The sequence below is a fragment of the Streptomyces flavochromogenes genome (genome assembly GCF_000717595.1).
Taxonomy (GTDB): Bacteria; Actinomycetota; Actinomycetes; order Streptomycetales; family Streptomycetaceae; genus Streptomyces; species Streptomyces flavochromogenes.
Map to the genome: position 1 here is coordinate 100,755 of NZ_JNZO01000007.1, position 16,964 is coordinate 117,718.

At 71.8% G+C, this 16,964-nt stretch carries 16 protein-coding genes and 1 pseudogene; 4 read left to right on the forward strand and 13 right to left on the reverse strand.

The window, feature by feature from the left end:
* Positions 1–25: 25 nt before the first annotated feature.
* The 5 genes from pntB to IF00_RS0110365 form a co-directional block, all read right to left on the reverse strand.
* Positions 26–1,444, reverse strand: coding sequence for a Re/Si-specific NAD(P)(+) transhydrogenase subunit beta (pntB, locus tag IF00_RS0110345; protein WP_030316626.1), 1,419 nt, complete (start codon positions 1,442–1,444; stop codon positions 26–28).
* 1 nt (position 1,445) lies between these two features.
* Positions 1,446–2,972 carry a Re/Si-specific NAD(P)(+) transhydrogenase subunit alpha gene (locus IF00_RS0110350; protein WP_030316628.1) on the reverse strand — a complete coding sequence of 509 codons (1,527 nt, stop codon included), beginning with the start codon at positions 2,970–2,972 and terminating at the stop codon, positions 1,446–1,448.
* Between the two features lie 238 nt (positions 2,973–3,210).
* Complete coding sequence (locus IF00_RS0110355; protein ID WP_030316630.1) at positions 3,211–3,408, reverse strand: hypothetical protein; 198 nt, start codon at positions 3,406–3,408, stop codon at positions 3,211–3,213.
* 211 nt (positions 3,409–3,619) lie between these two features.
* Positions 3,620–4,201: a TetR/AcrR family transcriptional regulator gene (locus IF00_RS0110360; RefSeq protein WP_037637900.1), complete on the reverse strand. Its 582-nt coding sequence runs from the start codon at positions 4,199–4,201 to the stop codon at positions 3,620–3,622.
* A gap of 255 nt (positions 4,202–4,456) precedes the next feature.
* Entirely contained in the window at positions 4,457–5,026 is a 570-nt protein-coding gene (locus IF00_RS0110365) for a DUF6434 domain-containing protein (RefSeq protein ID WP_030316639.1), read from the reverse strand.
* A 208-nt stretch (positions 5,027–5,234) separates the two neighbouring features.
* Between IF00_RS0110365 and IF00_RS0110370 the strand changes: the two are divergent.
* A pseudogene (locus IF00_RS0110370) lies at positions 5,235–6,071 on the forward strand (EamA family transporter); the annotation flags it as partial.
* A gap of 69 nt (positions 6,072–6,140) precedes the next feature.
* Here IF00_RS0110370 and IF00_RS43545 read toward each other — a convergent pair.
* Positions 6,141–6,974: an alpha/beta fold hydrolase gene (locus IF00_RS43545; RefSeq protein ID WP_078944614.1), complete on the reverse strand. Its 834-nt coding sequence runs from the start codon at positions 6,972–6,974 to the stop codon at positions 6,141–6,143.
* Positions 6,975–7,108: 134 nt separating this feature from the next.
* Here IF00_RS43545 and IF00_RS0110385 point away from each other — a divergent pair, with 134 nt between their 5' ends.
* Both IF00_RS0110385 and IF00_RS0110390 read left to right on the forward strand, forming a co-directional pair.
* Positions 7,109–7,993: an RNA polymerase sigma-70 factor gene (locus tag IF00_RS0110385; RefSeq protein WP_037637948.1), complete on the forward strand. Its 885-nt coding sequence runs from the start codon at positions 7,109–7,111 to the stop codon at positions 7,991–7,993.
* Positions 7,994–8,284: 291 nt separating this feature from the next.
* A complete protein-coding gene (locus IF00_RS0110390; protein WP_030316647.1) occupies positions 8,285–9,025 on the forward strand; it encodes a GntR family transcriptional regulator in 741 nt (246 codons plus the stop codon).
* Between the two features lie 53 nt (positions 9,026–9,078).
* Here the strand turns inward: IF00_RS0110390 and IF00_RS0110395 are convergent, their stop codons facing one another.
* Positions 9,079–10,236 carry an ROK family transcriptional regulator gene (locus IF00_RS0110395; protein ID WP_030316649.1) on the reverse strand — a complete coding sequence of 386 codons (1,158 nt, stop codon included), beginning with the start codon at positions 10,234–10,236 and terminating at the stop codon, positions 9,079–9,081.
* Between the two features lie 208 nt (positions 10,237–10,444).
* Between IF00_RS0110395 and IF00_RS0110400 the strand changes: the two genes are divergently transcribed.
* Entirely contained in the window at positions 10,445–10,855 is a 411-nt protein-coding gene (locus tag IF00_RS0110400; protein WP_030316651.1) for a hypothetical protein, read from the forward strand.
* Positions 10,856–10,909: 54 nt separating this feature from the next.
* On the opposite strand, the gene mug is transcribed toward IF00_RS0110400, so the two are convergent.
* The 6 genes from mug to IF00_RS0110430 form a co-directional block, all read right to left on the reverse strand.
* On the reverse strand, positions 10,910–11,407 hold the full coding sequence (gene mug, locus IF00_RS0110405) for a G/U mismatch-specific DNA glycosylase (protein WP_030316653.1): 498 nt from the start codon (positions 11,405–11,407) through the stop codon (positions 10,910–10,912).
* A gap of 62 nt (positions 11,408–11,469) precedes the next feature.
* Positions 11,470–12,912 carry an adenylosuccinate lyase gene (gene purB / locus IF00_RS0110410; protein WP_030316655.1) on the reverse strand — a complete coding sequence of 481 codons (1,443 nt, stop codon included), beginning with the start codon at positions 12,910–12,912 and terminating at the stop codon, positions 11,470–11,472.
* A 109-nt stretch (positions 12,913–13,021) separates the two neighbouring features.
* Positions 13,022–13,804, reverse strand: a complete 783-nt coding sequence (locus tag IF00_RS0110415; RefSeq protein ID WP_030316657.1) for an SGNH/GDSL hydrolase family protein — start codon at positions 13,802–13,804, stop codon at positions 13,022–13,024.
* 131 nt (positions 13,805–13,935) lie between these two features.
* Positions 13,936–14,955 (reverse strand): hemolysin family protein, encoded by a 1,020-nt coding sequence (locus IF00_RS0110420; RefSeq protein WP_030316658.1) that lies wholly within the window; start codon positions 14,953–14,955, stop codon positions 13,936–13,938.
* Positions 14,952–16,295: a hemolysin family protein gene (locus IF00_RS0110425; protein WP_030316659.1), complete on the reverse strand. Its 1,344-nt coding sequence runs from the start codon at positions 16,293–16,295 to the stop codon at positions 14,952–14,954. Before IF00_RS0110425 ends, IF00_RS0110420 begins: the two co-directional genes overlap by 4 nt.
* A gap of 222 nt (positions 16,296–16,517) precedes the next feature.
* Positions 16,518–16,943, reverse strand: coding sequence for a GNAT family N-acetyltransferase (locus tag IF00_RS0110430; protein ID WP_030316664.1), 426 nt, complete (start codon positions 16,941–16,943; stop codon positions 16,518–16,520).
* Positions 16,944–16,964: the final 21 nt, after the last annotated feature.

A 16,964-nucleotide genomic window follows, 5' to 3' on the forward strand; every position in this document is an offset into this window, starting at 1 on the left:
CGACGCGCTCGCTCGTCCTGGTACGTCAGAGGGCGCCGACGATGTCCTCGACCCGGGCCTTCGCGTCGCCGAAGAGCATCGAGGTGTTCTCACGGAAGAACAGGGGATTCTGTACGCCCGCGTAGCCGGAGGCCATCGAACGCTTGAAGACGATGACCTTGCCGGCCTCCCAGACCGTGAGGACCGGCATTCCGGCGAGCGGGCTGGAGGGGTCCTCGGCTCCGGCCGGATTGACCGTGTCGTTGGCGCCGATGACGAGGACGACGTCGGTCTGCGCGAAGTCCTCGTTGATCTCGTCCATTTCGAGGACGATGTCGTACGGCACCTTGGCCTCGGCCAACAGGACGTTCATGTGCCCGGGCAGGCGGCCGGCCACCGGGTGGATGCCGAACCGGACGTCGACTCCCTTCGCGCGCAGCTTCGAGGTGAGCTCCGCGACCGGGTACTGCGCCTGGGCCACGGCCATGCCGTACCCGGGCGTGATGACCACCGACCGGGCCGACGCCAGCAGCTCGGCCGTGCTCTCCGGGGTGATCTCCGCGTGCTCCCCGTAGTCGACCTCGGCGCCCGACGGCGCCTCGATGCCGAAACCTCCGGCGATGACGGACAGGAACGAGCGGTTCATCGCCTTGCACATGATGTAGGACAGGTAGGCACCCGAGGAGCCGACCAGCGCACCGGTGATGATCAGCAGGTCGTTGCCGAGCAGGAAGCCGGAGGCGGCCGCGGCCCAGCCGGAGTAGCTGTTGAGCATCGAGACCACGACGGGCATGTCACCGCCGCCGATCGAGGCGACCAGATGCCAGCCCAGCGCCAGCGCCAGGATCGTCACGGTGATCAGCAGCCACAGCTCGGGCGTGATGACGAACCACACGGTCAGGGCGACGAACAGGCCCAGTGCGCCGAGGTTCAGGACGTTCTTCCCCGGCAGCATCAGCGGCTTGGAGTCGATCTTCGCGGCGAGCTTGAGGTAGGCCACGATGGAGCCCGTGAACGTCACCGCGCCGATGAACAGGCCGATGAACACCTCGGCGTGATGGATGCCCAGTGTGCCGAGGGCGTCCAGGGCAGCCGCCTCGTGGCCGTCCGGGTCGTGCTCGACGTTGAGGAAGCCGTTCCAGCTGACCAGCACGGCCGCCAGGCCGACGAAGGAGTGCAGCAGCGCGATCAGCTCGGGCATCCCGGTCATCTCGACGCCGCGGGCCCGCTGGAGACCGATCAGCGCGCCGATCAGCATCGCCACGGCCATCAGGCCGAGGCCGGCGGTACTGGCGTCGCCGTCCACCGCGAGCACGACCGTCGCGACGAGCGCGACGCCCATGCCGAGCATGCCGAACGCGTTGCCCAGCCGTGCCGATTCGTGCTTGGAAAGTCCTGCCAGCGCAAGAATGAAGAGGAGCGCGGCAACAAGGTAGGCCGCTTGTGCGGCAAGGGTCGCAGACATGTCAGCTCCGGTTGAACATGGCGAGCATGCGACGCGTCACCGCGAAGCCGCCGAAGACGTTGATACTGGCCAGAAGGATCGCGACGACCGACAGCACCGTGACCGCGGTGCTCGTGTGACCGATCTGCAACAGCGCGCCGACGACGATGATCCCGGAGATCGCGTTCGTCACCGACATCAGCGGCGTGTGCAGCGCATGGTGCACATGGCCGATCACGTAGTAGCCGATCACGATCGCGAGCACGAAGACCGTCACGTGCGGGAGCAGCGCCGCGGGGGCGAATCCGGCGGTGAGGAACAGTGCCAGGGCGCCGAGGGCCACGCCGCCGAATCGCTGCTTCGCCGACTTCGGCTGCTTCTTCGGCGCCGGCTGCGCCACGGCCGCGGCAGGGGCGGCGGCGGGGGCCGCGGAGACCTGTACCGGCGGGGGCGGCCAGGCCGACTCGCCCTTGCGTACGACGGTGATCGAGCGCTGCACCGGGTCGTCCCAGTCCAGCACCAGAGAGCCGTCCTTGTCCGGCGTCATCAGCTTGAGCAGGTTCACCAGGTTCGTGCCGTACAGCTGCGAGGCCTGCGCCGACAGGCGGCCCGCCAGATCGGTGTATCCGATGATCGTCACACCGTTGTCCGTGACGGTCTTCTCGCCCTTCACGGTGCCGACGACGTTGCCGCCGTTGGCGGCGGCCATGTCGACGATCACCGAACCCGGCTTCATGCTCGCCACCATCTCCGCGGTGATCAGCGTCGGCGCGGGGCGACCCGGGATCAGCGCGGTGGTGATGACGATGTCGACCTCGCGGCACTGCGCGGCGTACAGCTCGACCTCGCGCGCCTTGTAGTCGTCGCCCATCTCCTTGGCGTAGCCGGTGGCCGAGACCTCGACCTCCGGGGACGCGATCGACAGGTACTCGCCGCCCAACGAGCGGACCTGGTCGGCCACCTCCGGCCGCGGGTCGGTCGCCCGTACGATCGCGCCGAGCGATCCCGACGCGCCGATCGCGGCGAGCCCGGCGACACCGGCGCCCGCGACGAGCACCTTCGCCGGGGGCACCTTGCCCGCCGCCGTCACCTGACCCGTGAAGAAGCGCCCGAATTCGTGCGCGGCCTCGATGACGGCCCGGTATCCGGCGATGTTCGCCATGGACGACAGCACGTCCATCGACTGCGCGCGGCTGATGCGCGGGACGGCGTCCATCGACAGCGCCGTGAAGGGACGCCGGCCCAGATCCTCCACCATCGACGGGTCGAAGGCCGGGGCGAACAGGGCGATCACCGTCGCCGCGGGCCGCACCCGGTCCAACTGGGACGGCGTCGGCGCGTTGACCCCCAGCACCACGTCCGCGGCCGTCGCGTCGCCGACGGTCGCACCGGCGGCCTCGTAGGCGCTGTCCGTGAAGCCGGCGGCGACGCCCGCACCCGAGTCGACGACCACGTCGTACCCCAGCTTGCGGATCTGTTCGACCGTGGCAGGTGTCGCCGACGCTCGGCTCTCACCTGCCCGCGCTTCCTTGAGGACTCCGACAATCACGAGTGTTCTCCGTTCGCTGCTCGGGCCGTCACGGCCGTCATTGATCTCGACTCCGAAGCGCGTTTGTTGATGCTGCTCAGAATCGTCCGCGGTGACCCCGATGCGGAAGCGCGCCAGACGTGAGTCATGCCATATAGCCGATGTAACCGTTGTGGGCGGCTGGAGGAATCGTGCGGCGGGCCGGGCGCAAGAGCCGTTCCAGGAAGGCGGCCTCGTCGCTGAGGCCGGTGGCCGGTGTTCAGGACGCGGGCGCATCAAGCCGGCCGTCGTAGAACGGCGGCATCGTGGAAGCCCGCAGCGTGAAGCGCGGGGAGCGCTTCTCGCGGAAGGCGGCGACGCCCTCGCGCCCGTCTCCGATGCTGCTGTAGAACATCGCGAGGGACTTCACGCGGTGCGCGTCCTCCGGGTGTTCGAGGGTCGCGTTGCGGACCGTCATCTGCCGGGTGAGGGCGGTCGCGACGCGCGATCACCGAGGCGCTCCCGCGCGACGCGCGGGCAAGCTCCTCAGGACCCGGATCCGGGAAGAGGTGCGGTGGGGTGCCCCGCTGCGGTGACACACCGCCAAGGGCGGGGCAGGCCGTCGGAGGCCCGTCCCGCCCTTGGCGGTGTCACAGAAGGGGTGCGGGCACCGGCCGGTGCCGGAGGCATCAGTCGGCCCGGTGGGCCGTGCTCTTCTCCGCGTAGGTCTCGAGGTAGGCGGTCACCATCCGCTTCGCCTCGGTCATCGTCGTCTGGTCCCCGTTCCGGTCCTTCTGGAACGCGACGTCGAAGAGGCGTCCGCCGGCTTCGAACGCCAGCTTCATCACGAGAGGCGGCGTGTCGACGCGCAGCAGCCCGCGACCGATTCCCAGTCGCCACAGGCGTTCCGCGACCTGGTCGTCGAACTCCTGGAACTGGTCGCTCAGAGCCGCATGACGACCGGAGAACCAGAGCTGGACACAGCTCGGGTGCGCCCGGAAGTACGCGACGATCGGGTCGAACACCAGGCGCACCACGTCGGAGATCGACCGGAACTCCTCGCCGTCGATGCCGTCGAGCACACCGAGCAGTGCGTCGCTGTGATGCCTGACGATGGCCGCGTCCACCTGGTAGCGGTCGTTGAAGTAGTGGTAGACGGACGGTGTCGGGATGCCCGCCCGTTCTGCGATCGCCTTGAGGGTGGCCGCTTCGTAGCCACTCTCCGCCAGGATCTCCTCCGCGGCGTCCAGGATCGCCTTGACCCGGGCCACCCCACGACGCTGCAGTGCCGCTTCCGGCCGGGCAGGCGCATGAGGCGCGGTGGCGGTCGTCGAGCGGCCGCGTTTCGGCTCGCCGGTGCTTCTCTCAACCACGCGACCCCCCGGCCGGACAAGCAAAGTCGATCATGAGTCGACAGTCTAACGAGGCGCTCATCAGGATCTCGCCCTTGGACTTGACGACGCCTTCACGGAAGGAATCGAGCGACGGGGATCCGGCTCCCGGCGCCCCGGCATGGCTGTGGGTCGTCACCCCGCGGCCGGACCACGAGGCCGGTCGCGGTGAGCGCGCCAGGCAGCGAGCGCTTCGGTCCTGCGGCCTGCCGGATGCTCGGCATGCCAGTCGCGGAGGAAGCGGTTGAGTTCGAACTGCGATCCGATCTCCTGACCCTGGGCAGCGGCCCGGCGTGTGGCGTGCCAGTGGACGACGCCGTCGGCCAGGGTGCGCCCTGCGCCTTCGGCGACGAACGTCCGCATGGGGGAGTCGAAGTGAAATGCCGGGCCGATCTCGCGGCGGAAGTACTCGCGCAGCACCTGACTGCACCGCTGGCCCTCGGGAATCACGGTGGCCCCGCTCACCGGCGCGGTGAGCTGGCGGCCGGCGCTGCGCGTCCGGGGCGGGGCGGCCAGCGGGGCGACGCCGTCCAACGCCGCCCGTAGCCGCTCCGTCAGCGCCACTTTCCCACCGCCCCGCGGCACCCCGAGATCCCGGGCGAGTGCGGTCAGTTCGGCCAGTGTCCAGTACCAGCGGGCCAACTCGTCGCCGCTCAGCGCGGCACTCGGCTCCGGTCGCACTTCAGCGCCCACATTCGAACTCATGTCCCCATGGTAGGAGAGGCGGTACGCCCGGCGTTCGGCGAGACGAACCGGCGGCCCAACCCGACGCGGTGAGAATCCGGCAGCTCGGATGAGACCGGGGGAGAATCCGGCGGTCGGCCCGGACGACGGCACCGGTCGGAAGTGGTCCCCGATGGCGTGACAGAAGTGGACCTCAACCCGGGCCGCGCTCCTTCCTAGCGTCGGAGGCATGAACGCGAACGCCCTCCGCGGGATCCTCCTCGTGACCCTCGCCTACGCCCTCGTCGGCGCCTCCTTCACGGCGAACAGCCTCCTCGGCGACTACCCGTACGCGGGCGGCCAGGCCCTGCGCTACGGCGCCGCCTGTCTGCTCCTGCTTCCCCTGCTCGGCCGTGGCGGGCTCGCCTCGCTGCGGCTCCTGACCGCCCGTCACTGGCTGCGGCTCGCCCTCCTCGCGGGGGTCGGCATGGTCGGCTTCAACCTGGCGGTCCTCGCCGCCGAACGGACCGCCGAGCCGGCCGTGCCCGGCGTCCTCGTCGGCTGCGCCCCGGTCGTCGTCGCCGTCCTCGTCCCGCTGACCGAGGGCCGCAGGCCCGCCCCCGCCGTGCTGTACGGGGCTCTGCTCGTCGCCGCCGGTGCCTTCACCGTGCAGGGCTGGGGGCGTACGGACCTGGCGGGAATCGGCTGGTCCGTGGCCGCGCTCGCGGGCGAGGTCGGCTTCACGGTGCTGGCCGTCCCCGTCCTCCGGCTGCTCGGACCCAAGTCGCTCACGGCCGTCGTGTGCGGGGTCGGCGCGGCCGAGGCGGCGCTCGTGGGCCTGGTCGTGGACGGGGCCGGTCTCTTCCGGATGCCGACGGCGGTGGAGGCGGGCGCCCTGTTCTGGCAGGCGGCGCTCGCCACCGTGGTCGGGTTCGTCCTGTTCTACATGGGTGTCCAGCGGGTCGGCATGGAACGGGCCACCCTCTTCACCGGCGCGATCCCGGTCGCCGCCGCACTGAGCGCGGCTCTGGTCGCGGGCGCGGCCTTCGGGCTCCCGCAGGCGGTCGGCAGCCTGCTGGTGGGGGCCGGCGCCGCCGTGGGCACCGGCCTCTTCGTGCGCAGGGCCGCAGGCGACCGGCCGGCCCCGGAGGCGGCCTCAGCCGCCGCTGCCGTCCAGGATCACGCGCGCGACGAGAGCCGGGTCGTCGTTCATGGGCACATGGCCGCAGCCCGGCAGCCGGACGAGTCGCGCGCCGGGGATGGTGTGCTTGGCGCGGACGCCCTGCCGGGGAAGGAGCAGCCGGTCGCGGGCACCCCAGGCCACCGTGACGGGGACGTCGGCGACGTCGTCGCGGAAGCGCACGCTCCCGCCGGCGGCCAGGGTCTGGCGGAACCCGGTCGCCCCGCGCAGCGCGAGCGTTTCGGCGTAGGCGGCCGCGGGTGAACGGCGCCCCGGGCGGGCGTAGATCGTGCTGGTGAGCACGGTGCGCCCGGCGGACGTCCGGGAGAGGCGGTCGATCACCGGCACGGGCAGCGACCTCGCCGCGCCCCGCATCGCCCGCAGCGTCACGAAGGCGTACCGCCGTTCGCCCTCCGACCAGAAGCCGGCGGGGGAGAGGGCGGTGACCGAGCGCACCAGCTTCTCCCGGCCCAGCTGAAGGGCGAGCAGTCCGCCGAGCGAGTTCCCCGCCACGTGCGGGCGCTCGACGCCGATGGCCTCGCAGAACGCGCCGAGCACGCTCCCGACGGTGGACAGGTCGTACGGGCAGCCCTCGGGCAGCTCGTCGGAGTCGCCGAAGCCGGGCAGGTCGACGGCGATCACGTCCCGCTCGGCGGCCAGGATGTCCAGCACCGGCTCCCAGGCCTGCCAGTGGTGTCCGATGCCGTGCAGGAGCAGCAGCGGTTCCCCTTCGCCCCGCCGTTCGTACGTGAGGGACGCCGCGCGGGGGCCCGTCGGGGTCTCGATCGTGAACGTGATCCGGTCGGGCATGCGGACTCCCAGTCCTGAAGCTTTTCAGACGTCCCGTCAGTGAGAATTACCGATCAGTAGCCTGGAGTTCAAGACCCCGTCCGGAACTGGACAGCGCGACCGCGGTGGGCTGGGATGGACGGGTGCCCACCGATATTCCGACCGACACCCTGACCGAGCACTTCGAGGAGCACCGTCCGATGCTCCTCGGCGTCGCCTACCGGATGCTCGGCCGCGCCGCCGACGCCGAGGACGTCGTCCAGGAGGCCTGGCTGCGCTGGACCGCGGAGGACCGGGCCGAGGTCCGCGAGCCCCGGGCCTTCCTCGTACGGATCACGACGAGGCTCGCCATCGACCGGCTCCGGCAGGCCCAGACGCGCCGCGAGTCCTACGTCGGGCCGTGGCTGCCCGAGCCCGTCGTCACCGACTTCGGGCCGACCGCGCCCGACACGGCCGAGCGAGCCCTGCTCGCCGACTCCGTCTCGCTCGCCGTCCTCGTCGTCCTCGAATCGCTCTCCCCGCTGGAGCGGGCCGTCTTCGTGCTGCGCGAGGCCTTCGGCTTCCCGTACGCCGAGATCGCCACCGCCCTGGACCGCTCCGAGGCGGCCGTACGCCAGCTCGCGGGGCGCGCTCGGCGTCATGTCGACGAGGGCAAGCCGCGCTACGACGTCGACCCGACCGAGCGCCGGGACCTCACCGAGCGCTTCCTCACCGCGGCGGCGGGCGGCGACCTCGGTGATCTTCTCGCCCTGCTCGCCCCCGACGTACGGCTCGTCGGCGACAGCGGCGGCAAGTCCAAGGCCCCGCTGCGGATCATCGAGAGCGCCGACAAGGTCGGCCGCTTCCTGCACGCCACCGCCCAGGGCGCAAGCGAGACCTTCGAGTTCCGCTTCCTCGAACTCAACGGCGCCCCCGCCCTGCTCGCCCTCGTCGACGGCGAGCCGGACTCCTTCTTCCAGATCGAGGTGCTCGACGGGCGCGTCCAGTGCGTCTACATCATCCGCAACCCCGACAAGCTCCAGGCGCTCGCCGGTCTCTGACCCGCCCGGGACGCACCCCGCGCGAGGCATCGGCCCGATGGCGCCGATCAGCCGGAACTTCACCCCGTCTCCCTCCCGGGAGGCGGGGTGTTTTGCTGCGCGGGGCACACGGGGGCGCGAACGTCCTGTGAACGATCTAGGTCAGAGGGTCACATTCGGGGTCGTTCGACAGAGGATTGGTCTTGACCAAGGGGTGGGCTCGCCTTATGGTCGCAGAGTTAGTGCAGGAACCTTTAATAAACAAGGGCGCGGAAAAACGCCGCGGGACACGGCGAATTGCGGAGGATCAGGGTGGGGACCACGCAGCTGGCATCGGTACCGGAACCGAAGTACCAGCACCTCAAGACAGTCATCGGCGAAGCACTCGACTCGGACTTCGCGGTCGGGGAGATCCTCCCCAACGAGCGCGATCTCGCGGCACGCTTCGGCGTCGCCCGTGCCACGCTCCGTCAGGCCCTGGAGCAGCTGGAGCTCGAAGGCCGGCTGCAGCGCCGTCGCGGCGTCGGCACCACCGTCGCTCCGCCGCGCGTCGGCGTCGACGTCTCCACCACCCAGCACACCTGGCCGGGCGTCGGTGACGATGCCTGGCAGTCCCTCGACTCCGCCGCCGACGTGGCGCCGGCCGCCGTCGCGCGCGTCCTGGAGAGCGGCGCCGAGGAGCGGGTGCACGTCGTCCGCCGCATCCGCGTCAGCCAGGGCCAGACCGTCGCCGCCGAGCTGCTCTACGTGCCCGTCGGCTCCGTCCCGGGCCTCAGCGCCATCGACGCGCCCGCCGGAGCATCCCGCGCCCGCGCGGTGCTCCGCGAGCTCCAGCACCTCGCCCTCGACGGCCAGGACCGATCCGTGGAGCTCGGCTCCGCGCGCGCCGACGACGCCAAGGAGCTCGACCGGCTGCCGGGCGCGCCCGTGCTCGTCGTGACGACCCGCTACCTCTCCGGAGGGCGTACCGCCGCCGTCTCCGTGGCCACCTACCGTGCCGACACCTGCCGCCTCACCTTCGGCGACTCGGTCGACCTGGTCATGGCCTCGTAGCGCCCCTCCCACGAACACCGAACGCCGGCCGACGGCCCGTCGCGAGGATCCTCCTAGCGGCGGGCCGTCACCGTGCCGTCGACCGCGAACAGCTGCTCCTCGACGTGGTCGAGGGCGAGCCGCAGCGCACCCGTCCCCACCGCGGCCTCGCCGAGCAGTGACAGCACCACCCGCGGCGGCCGCAGACAGAACCGGGCCAGCTCCTCCCGGAGCGGCTGGAGCACGCCGTCCAGGCCGGCCGCCCATCCGCCGACGACCACCAGCTCGGGGTCGATCGCCAGGACCAGCGCCGCCACGTCGTGCACGAGCCGCTGGATGAAGCGTTCCACCGCCGCCTCCGCGCGGGCGTCGCCCTTGCGGGCCAGCGCGAAGACCTCGGCGACCGCCTGCTCGTCGAGCGGGTGCAGCGGCTCGTCCGTCGTCGACAGCAGATGCTCGGGGGTGACGCCCCGGCCGAGCAGGTGCAGGGCGCCGATCTCCCCGGCGGCCCCGCCGAAACCGCGGTGCAGCCGGCCGCCGATCAGCGAACCGGCGCCCGGGCTCAGCCCGGCGAGGACGAAGACGATGTCGTCGGAGTCGGTCGCGGCGCCCTTCCAGTGTTCGGCGACGGCCGCCGCGTTCGCGTCGTTCTCCACGATGACCGGGCACTTGAAGGAGCGCCGCAGCCGCTCGCCGAGCGCGAGGCCCGTCCAGCCCGGCAGGGCCGTACCGAGGCGGACGGTGCCGTCGGCCTCCACGATGCCGGGGGTGCCGACGCCGACGGCTCGCAGATTGGACCGGGCGACCCCGGCCCTGCGCAGCACGTCGGCCACGACCGTACGGACCCGGTCGAGGCGCTCGTCCTCGGGAGCCGTCTCCGACACCTCGCGCGAACCGGCGCCGATGATCCGTCCGTCCAGACCGGAGAGCAGCGCGGCCACCCGGTGCGGGCCGATCTCGATGCCGAGCAGATGACCGGCCTCGGCGCGGAAACGGAACCTCCGCGCGGGACGCCCCTGCCGCCGGGCCTCGCCCTCCTCGGGCGCCGCCTCGACGACGAGGCCGCCCTCCATGAGTCCCTCGACGACCCCTTCGACCGTGGGCCGCGAAAGGCCCGTGATCCGGGTCAGATCCGTGAGCGTCGGCGCTTCGGCGCCGCGCAGCGCATGGAGTACCACCGCGGAGTTGATCCGCCGCAGCAGAGACGGATCCCCGCCGGTCAGCCGCCCCACAGTGTGTCCTCCCAGCTCGTGCACCTCTTCGGCGGATGGTACTCAATGGGCCCGGTCGCGGCGAGTGCCGCCCCCATGACGCTTCGGATGCGCCCGCGGTCCCGTACGGGCCCGGCGCCGGCTCCGCGACGACCGCGGGCCCGGCCCGCCGCCCGCCGCGGTGTCTGACACGGCGCCAACTGTCAGTGGTGGGGGCTTTACTGGAGCCATGACCACGGCAGACCACCTGGCGGCGATCGACTTACTCAGGGCCCGGGGATTCGACGACGGCACGGACCACCACCTGGCGGAGCTCGCGACCAGCGAGGACTTCTGGGAGGACGACGGCACGCGCCGCCCGATCGTCGAGGACCAGTACGAAGCGGAACGGGACGGGCTCGGCGCCCTGCTCACCGCGCGCTGGGGCGAGCCCCGGACGCTCGACCTCTGGCCCGTCCTGGAGCGGAGCATGGAGGGCGAGTCGATACCCGAGCCCTGGTCCACCCTCAGCTGCCACACCCCGAACCTGCGCCTGTGGCGGGCCGACGGACTGTGGATCGGACTCGGCGTCTCCCAGTGGGACAAGGAACTGCCGTTCCAGCTGCTCGCCGTGCTCACCATGGTCGACCCGCCGAACTGACGGCGCGGGCCCGACGCGTCCGGCAGCCGGGTCGGCGCTCCCGGGCCGTCCGCCTCAGCCCGCGTGGGCTTCGGCGGCCTCCCGGAGGCGGGCGTACTCCGCGGCCATCGTCGCCGCCGTCCAGTGCGCGTTGAGACCGCTCGGGTTGGGCAGCGCCCAGATCCTCGTGGATCCGATCGTGCGCTCCTGAGGCCCGATGGCGGCCCTCGGCTCGCCGAAGGCCGTGCGGTAGGCGGTGACACCGACGACCGCGAGCCAGCGGGGCGCGAGCCGCTCCACCTTCCCGGCCAGGATCCGCCCGCCCTCCCGGTACTCCTCGCGGGTCAACTCGTCGGCCCGCGCGGTCGCCCGTGCCACGACGTTGGTGATCCCGAGGCCGTACGTCAGGAGCTCCTCCTGCTCGTCCGGCCGCAGCTGCCTCGGGGTGAACCCGGACAGATGGAGCACCGGCCAGAACCGGTTGCCGGGACGGGCGAAGTGGTGGCCCGTCGCCGCCGTCATGAGACCCGGATTGATCCCGCAGAACAACACCGAGAGGCCGCCCGCCACCACGTCGGGAACGACGCGGTCACGGGCGGCCTCCAGCTGCTCCTTGGTGAACCGGGGGCTCCCGGTCAGAGGATCGCTCCGGGGGCGTAGGCGGCGGCCTCCGGGTGCTGCTTGAGGATCTCCTCGATACGGGAGACCACGGAAGCGACCTGGTCGGCGGCGGCGCCGGTGAAGGACAGCTTGTCCGCCATCAGCTCGTCGAGCTGCGCCCGGTCCAGCGGGATGCGCTCGTCCGCGGCCAGCTTGCCGAGGAGCTCGTTGCGCTCGGCGCCCTGCTCGCGCATGGCGAGGGCGGAGGCGACGGCGTTCTCCTTGATGGCCTCGTGGGCGACCTCCCGGCCGACGCCGGCGCGCACGGCGCCCATGAGGACCTTGGTGGTCGCCAGGAAGGGCAGGTAGCGGTCGAGCTCGCGGGCGACGACGGCCGGGAAGGCGCCGAACTCGTCGAGCACGGTGAGGAAGGTCTCCAGGAGGCCGTCGAGCGCGAAGAACGCGTCGGGCAGCGCGACCCGGCGGACCACCGAGCAGGAGACGTCGCCCTCGTTCCACTGGTCGCCCGCCAGCTCGCCGGTCATCGAGGCGTATCCGCGCAGGATGACCATCAGGCCGTTGACGCGCTCGCAGGAGCGGGTGTTCATCTTGTGCGGCATCGCCGAGGAGCCGACCTGGCCGGGCTTGAAGCCCTCGGTGACCAGCTCGTGGCCGGCCATCAGACGGATCGTCTTGGCGATCGACGACGGGGCGGCGGCCAGCTGCACCAGCGAGGTGACCACGTCGTAGTCGAGCGAGCGCGGGTAGACCTGGCCGACCGAGGTGAAGGCGTGGGCGAAGCCGAGGTGACCGGCGATCCGCTGCTCCAGGTCGGCCAGCTTGCCGGCGTCGCCGCCGAGCAGGTCCAGCATGTCCTGGGCGGTGCCGACCGGGCCCTTGATGCCGCGCAGCGGGTAGCGGCCGAGCAGCTCCTCCAGGCGGGCGTACGCCACGAGCAGCTCGTCCGCCGCCGTCGCGAAGCGCTTGCCGAGGGTGGTCGCCTGGGCGGCGACGTTGTGCGAGCGGCCGGCCATGACCAGCTCCGCGTACTCGGCGGAGAGCTTGCCGAGACGGCCGAGGACGGCGACCGTACGGTCCCGCATCAGCTCCAGGGAGAGCCGGATCTGCAGCTGCTCGACGTTCTCGGTGAGGTCGCGCGAGGTCATGCCCTTGTGGACGTGCTCGTGGCCGGCGAGGGCGTTGAACTCCTCGATCCGGGCCTTCACGTCGTGCCGGGTGACCTTCTCGCGCTCGGCGATGGAACCGAGGTCCACCTGGGCGAGCACGCGCTCGTAGTCGGCGAGGGCGGCGTCCGGAACCTCGATCCCGAGGTCCTTCTGCGCACGCAGCACGGCGAGCCAGAGCTGACGCTCCAGCTTCACCTTCTGCTCGGGGGACCAGAGGACGGCGAGCTCCGCGGAGGCGTAGCGGCCGGCCAGAACGTTGGGGATGCGGGGCTTCGCAGTCACAGCAGTCACGTGGACAGAGTTTACTGGCGATTTCTGCAGGCCAGCGCCACGGTCCGACCTGGAGTTTGCTACGAGACGCAGCTCACGGTCCTCGCTCCCGTGCGCGGCCCCACCGGGGCTACAGCTCCGTCGACGGCTCGTACGGCAGGAGGTCGGGGCGCTTGGGCGCGCGGCCGTCGCCCGACGAGCGGCCGGTGAGGCGCCGCCCGATCCACGGTCCCAGGTGTTCCCTGGCGAAGCGGGCGTCCGCCGCCCGGCGGCTCGCCCAGCCCGGCAGCGGGGTCGGGGGCAGCGGCGTCCGCCAGTCCTCCCGGGGTGCCAGGCCGAGCGTCTGCCACACGGCCTCGGCGACCCGCCGGTGCCCGTCGGCGGTGAGGTGGAGCCGGTCCACGTCCCACAGCCGGGGGTCGGCGAGCGAGGGAGCGCTGTACAGGTCGACGACCAGGGCCCCGTGCCGGGCGGCGAGGTCGTCGACGTGCGCGAACAGCTCCTCCATCCGGGGTCGGAAGCGCTCGAGGACCGGCCCGTTCCGGCCGGGGCTGCGCATCAGGACCAGCTGCCCGCAGGACGGGGCGAGCCGCTCGACGGCCTCGGTGAGCAGGCCGCGCACCCTCCCCATGTCGACCTTGGGCCGCAGGGTGTCGTTGAGCCCGCCGACGAGCGTCACGACGTCGGCCTTCATCGCGGCGGCCGTCTCGACCTGCTCCTCGACGATCTGGCCGATGAGCTTGCCGCGTACGGCGAGGTTCGCGTACCGGAAGTCGGGGGTGCGGGCGGCCAGCCGGTCCGCGAGGACGTCGGCCCAGCCCCGGTAGGAACCGTCGGGCTTCCGGTCCGACATACCTTCGGTGAAGCTGTCGCCGAGGGCGACGAAACTGTTGTACGTGGCATTGATCTCCATGGCGCAGAGAATCATACCGCGCGGTATGCGCGGCGCTCCGCCGGAGCCCGGGAGGCGAGACCACCGTGCTGCGAACGCGGGAGGGCCCCGGGAACGCGTGTTCCCGGGGCCCTCCCGACCTGTACGCGGTGCTACGGCGCCGCCGGGCGGCCCACCAGCTCCCGCAGCACGTCCTCCATCGTCACGAGGCCGGCCGGCTTGTCGTCCTCGTCGAGCACCGCCGCCAGATGGGTCCGGCTGCGGCGCATCGCCGTCAGCACGTCGTCCAGCGGCGTAGCGGCGCGGACCCGCGCGATCGGCCGCAGCGCGGACACCGGGAACGGCTCCTCGCGCGGCGAGACGTCCAGGGCGTCCTTGACGTGCAGATAGCCCAGGATCCTGTGCTCCTCGTCGACCACCGGGAAGCGCGAGTAGCCCGTCCGCGCCGACAGTGCCTCCAGCTCACCCGGAGTCGTGCCGACCCGCGCGTACACGACCTTCTCCGCCGGCATCACGACATCCCGTACGGGACGGCGGCCCAGTTCCAGGGCGTCGTGCAGCCGCTCGGCGGCCCGGTCGTCGAGCAGCCCCGCGTCACCGGCGTCGGTGACCATCCGGGCCAGCTCGTCGTCCGAGAACGTCGCCGCGACCTCGTCCTTGACCTCCACCCGCAACAGCTTGAGCAGGGCGTTGGCGAAGGCGTTGATCGCGAAGATCACCGGTCGCAGCGCCCGCGCGAGCGTCACCAGCGGCGGGCCGAGCAGCAGCGCCGTACGCGTCGGCTCCGCCAGCGCGATGTTCTTCGGCACCATCTCGCCCAGCAGCATGTGCAGATACGTGGCCACGCTCAGCGCGATCACGAACGAGATCGGGTGGACCAGACCGTGCGGCACGCCCACCGCGTCGAAGACCGGTTCGAGCAGATGCGCGATGGCCGGCTCGGCGACGATGCCCAGCACCAGGGTGCAGAGCGTGATGCCGAGCTGCGCCGCGGCGAGCAGCGCGGAGACGTGCTCGAGGCCCCAGATGACGCTGCGCGCCCGCCGGTTCCCGTCCTCGGCCAGCGGCTCGATCTGGCTGCGGCGCACCGAGATCAGGGCGAACTCGGCGCCGACGAAGAAGGCGTTGACGACGAGGGTCAGCAGACCGATCAACAGCTGGATCACGGTCATCGGCCGGCCTCCCCGGTCTCGTCCTGGTGCTCCTGCGGCACGGGCGCGTGCAGCAGCACGCGCGCGGCGCGCCGGCCCGAGGCGTCGACGATGTCGAGCCGCCAGCCGTGCAGCTCCACGCTGTCCCCGACGGCCGGGATACGGCCCAGCTCATGGGCGACGAAGCCCGCGAGCGTCTCGTACGGGCCGTCCGGCACCCGGAGGCCGATGACCTGCACCTGGTCGGTACGGGCGGCGCCGTCGGCGGACCAGAGCTCACGCCCGTCCGCGTCCTCGCCCGCCCGCGCCAGGTCCGGCGTCTCGTGCGGGTCGTGCTCGTCGCGGACCTCGCCGACGACCTCCTCGACGATGTCCTCCAGGGTGGCGACCCCGGCGGTACCGCCGTACTCGTCGATGACGACGGCCATCGTCTGCTTCCCGGACAGCCGGTCGAGGAGACGGTCCACGGTCAGCGTCTCGGGGACGAGCAGCGGCTCGCGCAGCAGCTCGCCGATCCGGCGGTGACGCCGCTCCTCGGCCGGTATGGCCAGGACGTCCTTGATATGGGCGATGCCGACGACCGCGTCGAGGCTGCCCCGGTAGACGGGGAAGCGGGAGAGGCCGGTCGCCCGGGTCGCGTTGGCGACGTCCTCGGCGGTGGCCTGCACGTCGAGCGCGGTGACCTGCACGCGGGGCGTCATCACGTTCTCCGCGGTGAGCTCCGCCAGGTTGAGGGTACGGACGAACAGCTCGGCCGTGTCCGCCTCCAGGGCGCCCTCCTTCGCGGAGTGGCGGGCGAGCGCCACCAGCTCCTGCGGAGAGCGCGCCGACGCCAGTTCCTCCGTCGGCTCCATGCCGAGGCGGCGCAGGATCCGGTTCGCGGTGTTGTTGAGGTGGCTGATCAGCGGCTTGAAGGCGGCGGTGAACACCCGTTGCGGGGTGGCGACCACCTTCGCGACCGCGAGGGGCGAGGAGATCGCCCAGTTCTTGGGGACCAGCTCGCCGACCACCATCAGGACGACGGTCGACAGGGCGGTGCCCAGGACCAGCGCCACCGACGAGGCGACCGAGGCGGAGAGGCCGAGGTCCTCGAGCGGCCCCCGGATCAGCTTGGAGATCGACGGCTCGGACAGCATGCCGACGATCAGGTTGGTGACGGTGATGCCCAGCTGGGCGCCGGAGAGCTGGAAGGTCAGCGATCTGACGGCCTTGAGCGCTCCCGCCGCACCGCGCTCGCCACGCGCCGCGGCGTCCTCGAGCTCACGGCGCTCGACCGTCGTCAGCGAGAACTCGGCCGCGACGAACGCGCCGCACGCGACGGAGAGGAGGAGCGCCAGGAGGAGCAGAAGCACTTCGGTCATCGGTTCACCTCCGTCCCATGATCAGCCAGGGGGAGGGGGAATGCTCGATGTCGGCTGTCGTCGCCGGTGCTTTCGGGAGCAGTACGGAAATCGGTACTACTGGGAGGCTCGCCCATGGGCGGACGCTCACACCTTTCGGTCGTTCGGTCGTCTGGAGGAGAGACCATGGTAAAGGATCGGCAAAACAGCGGGATGACCGGCCCGGCGGCCGGTCGACGCCGCTCAGTCGGTGAGGGGCTTCACCCAGCGGCGCCAGTGGTCCTCACGCCCGTACCCGGCCGCCGTCCACAGCCGCTGTCCGGTCGCGTTCGCCTCCAGGACCATGGCGTCCACGCGCCGTCCGCCGAGCGCGAGGAACCGTTCCTCGGCCGTGCGCAGGAGCGCGGTGGAGATGCCCCGGCGACGGTGCGAGGGCAGGACCGCGAGGCGGTAGAGGGAGGCACGCCAGCCGTCCCAGCCGGCGATGACGGATCCCACGATCCGGTCGTCGGCGACCGCCAGGAGGAGCGCCTCGGGGTCGCGTTCGACGAGCCGGGTCACCCCGTGCACGTCGTCCGAGATGGAGGTCCCCTCGGCGGACTCCTTCCAGAAGGCCAGCACCGCTTCGGCGTCGTCGGGGGTGGCGGCACGTATCTGCAGATCGATCATGGCCGGATCCCATCATGCGGG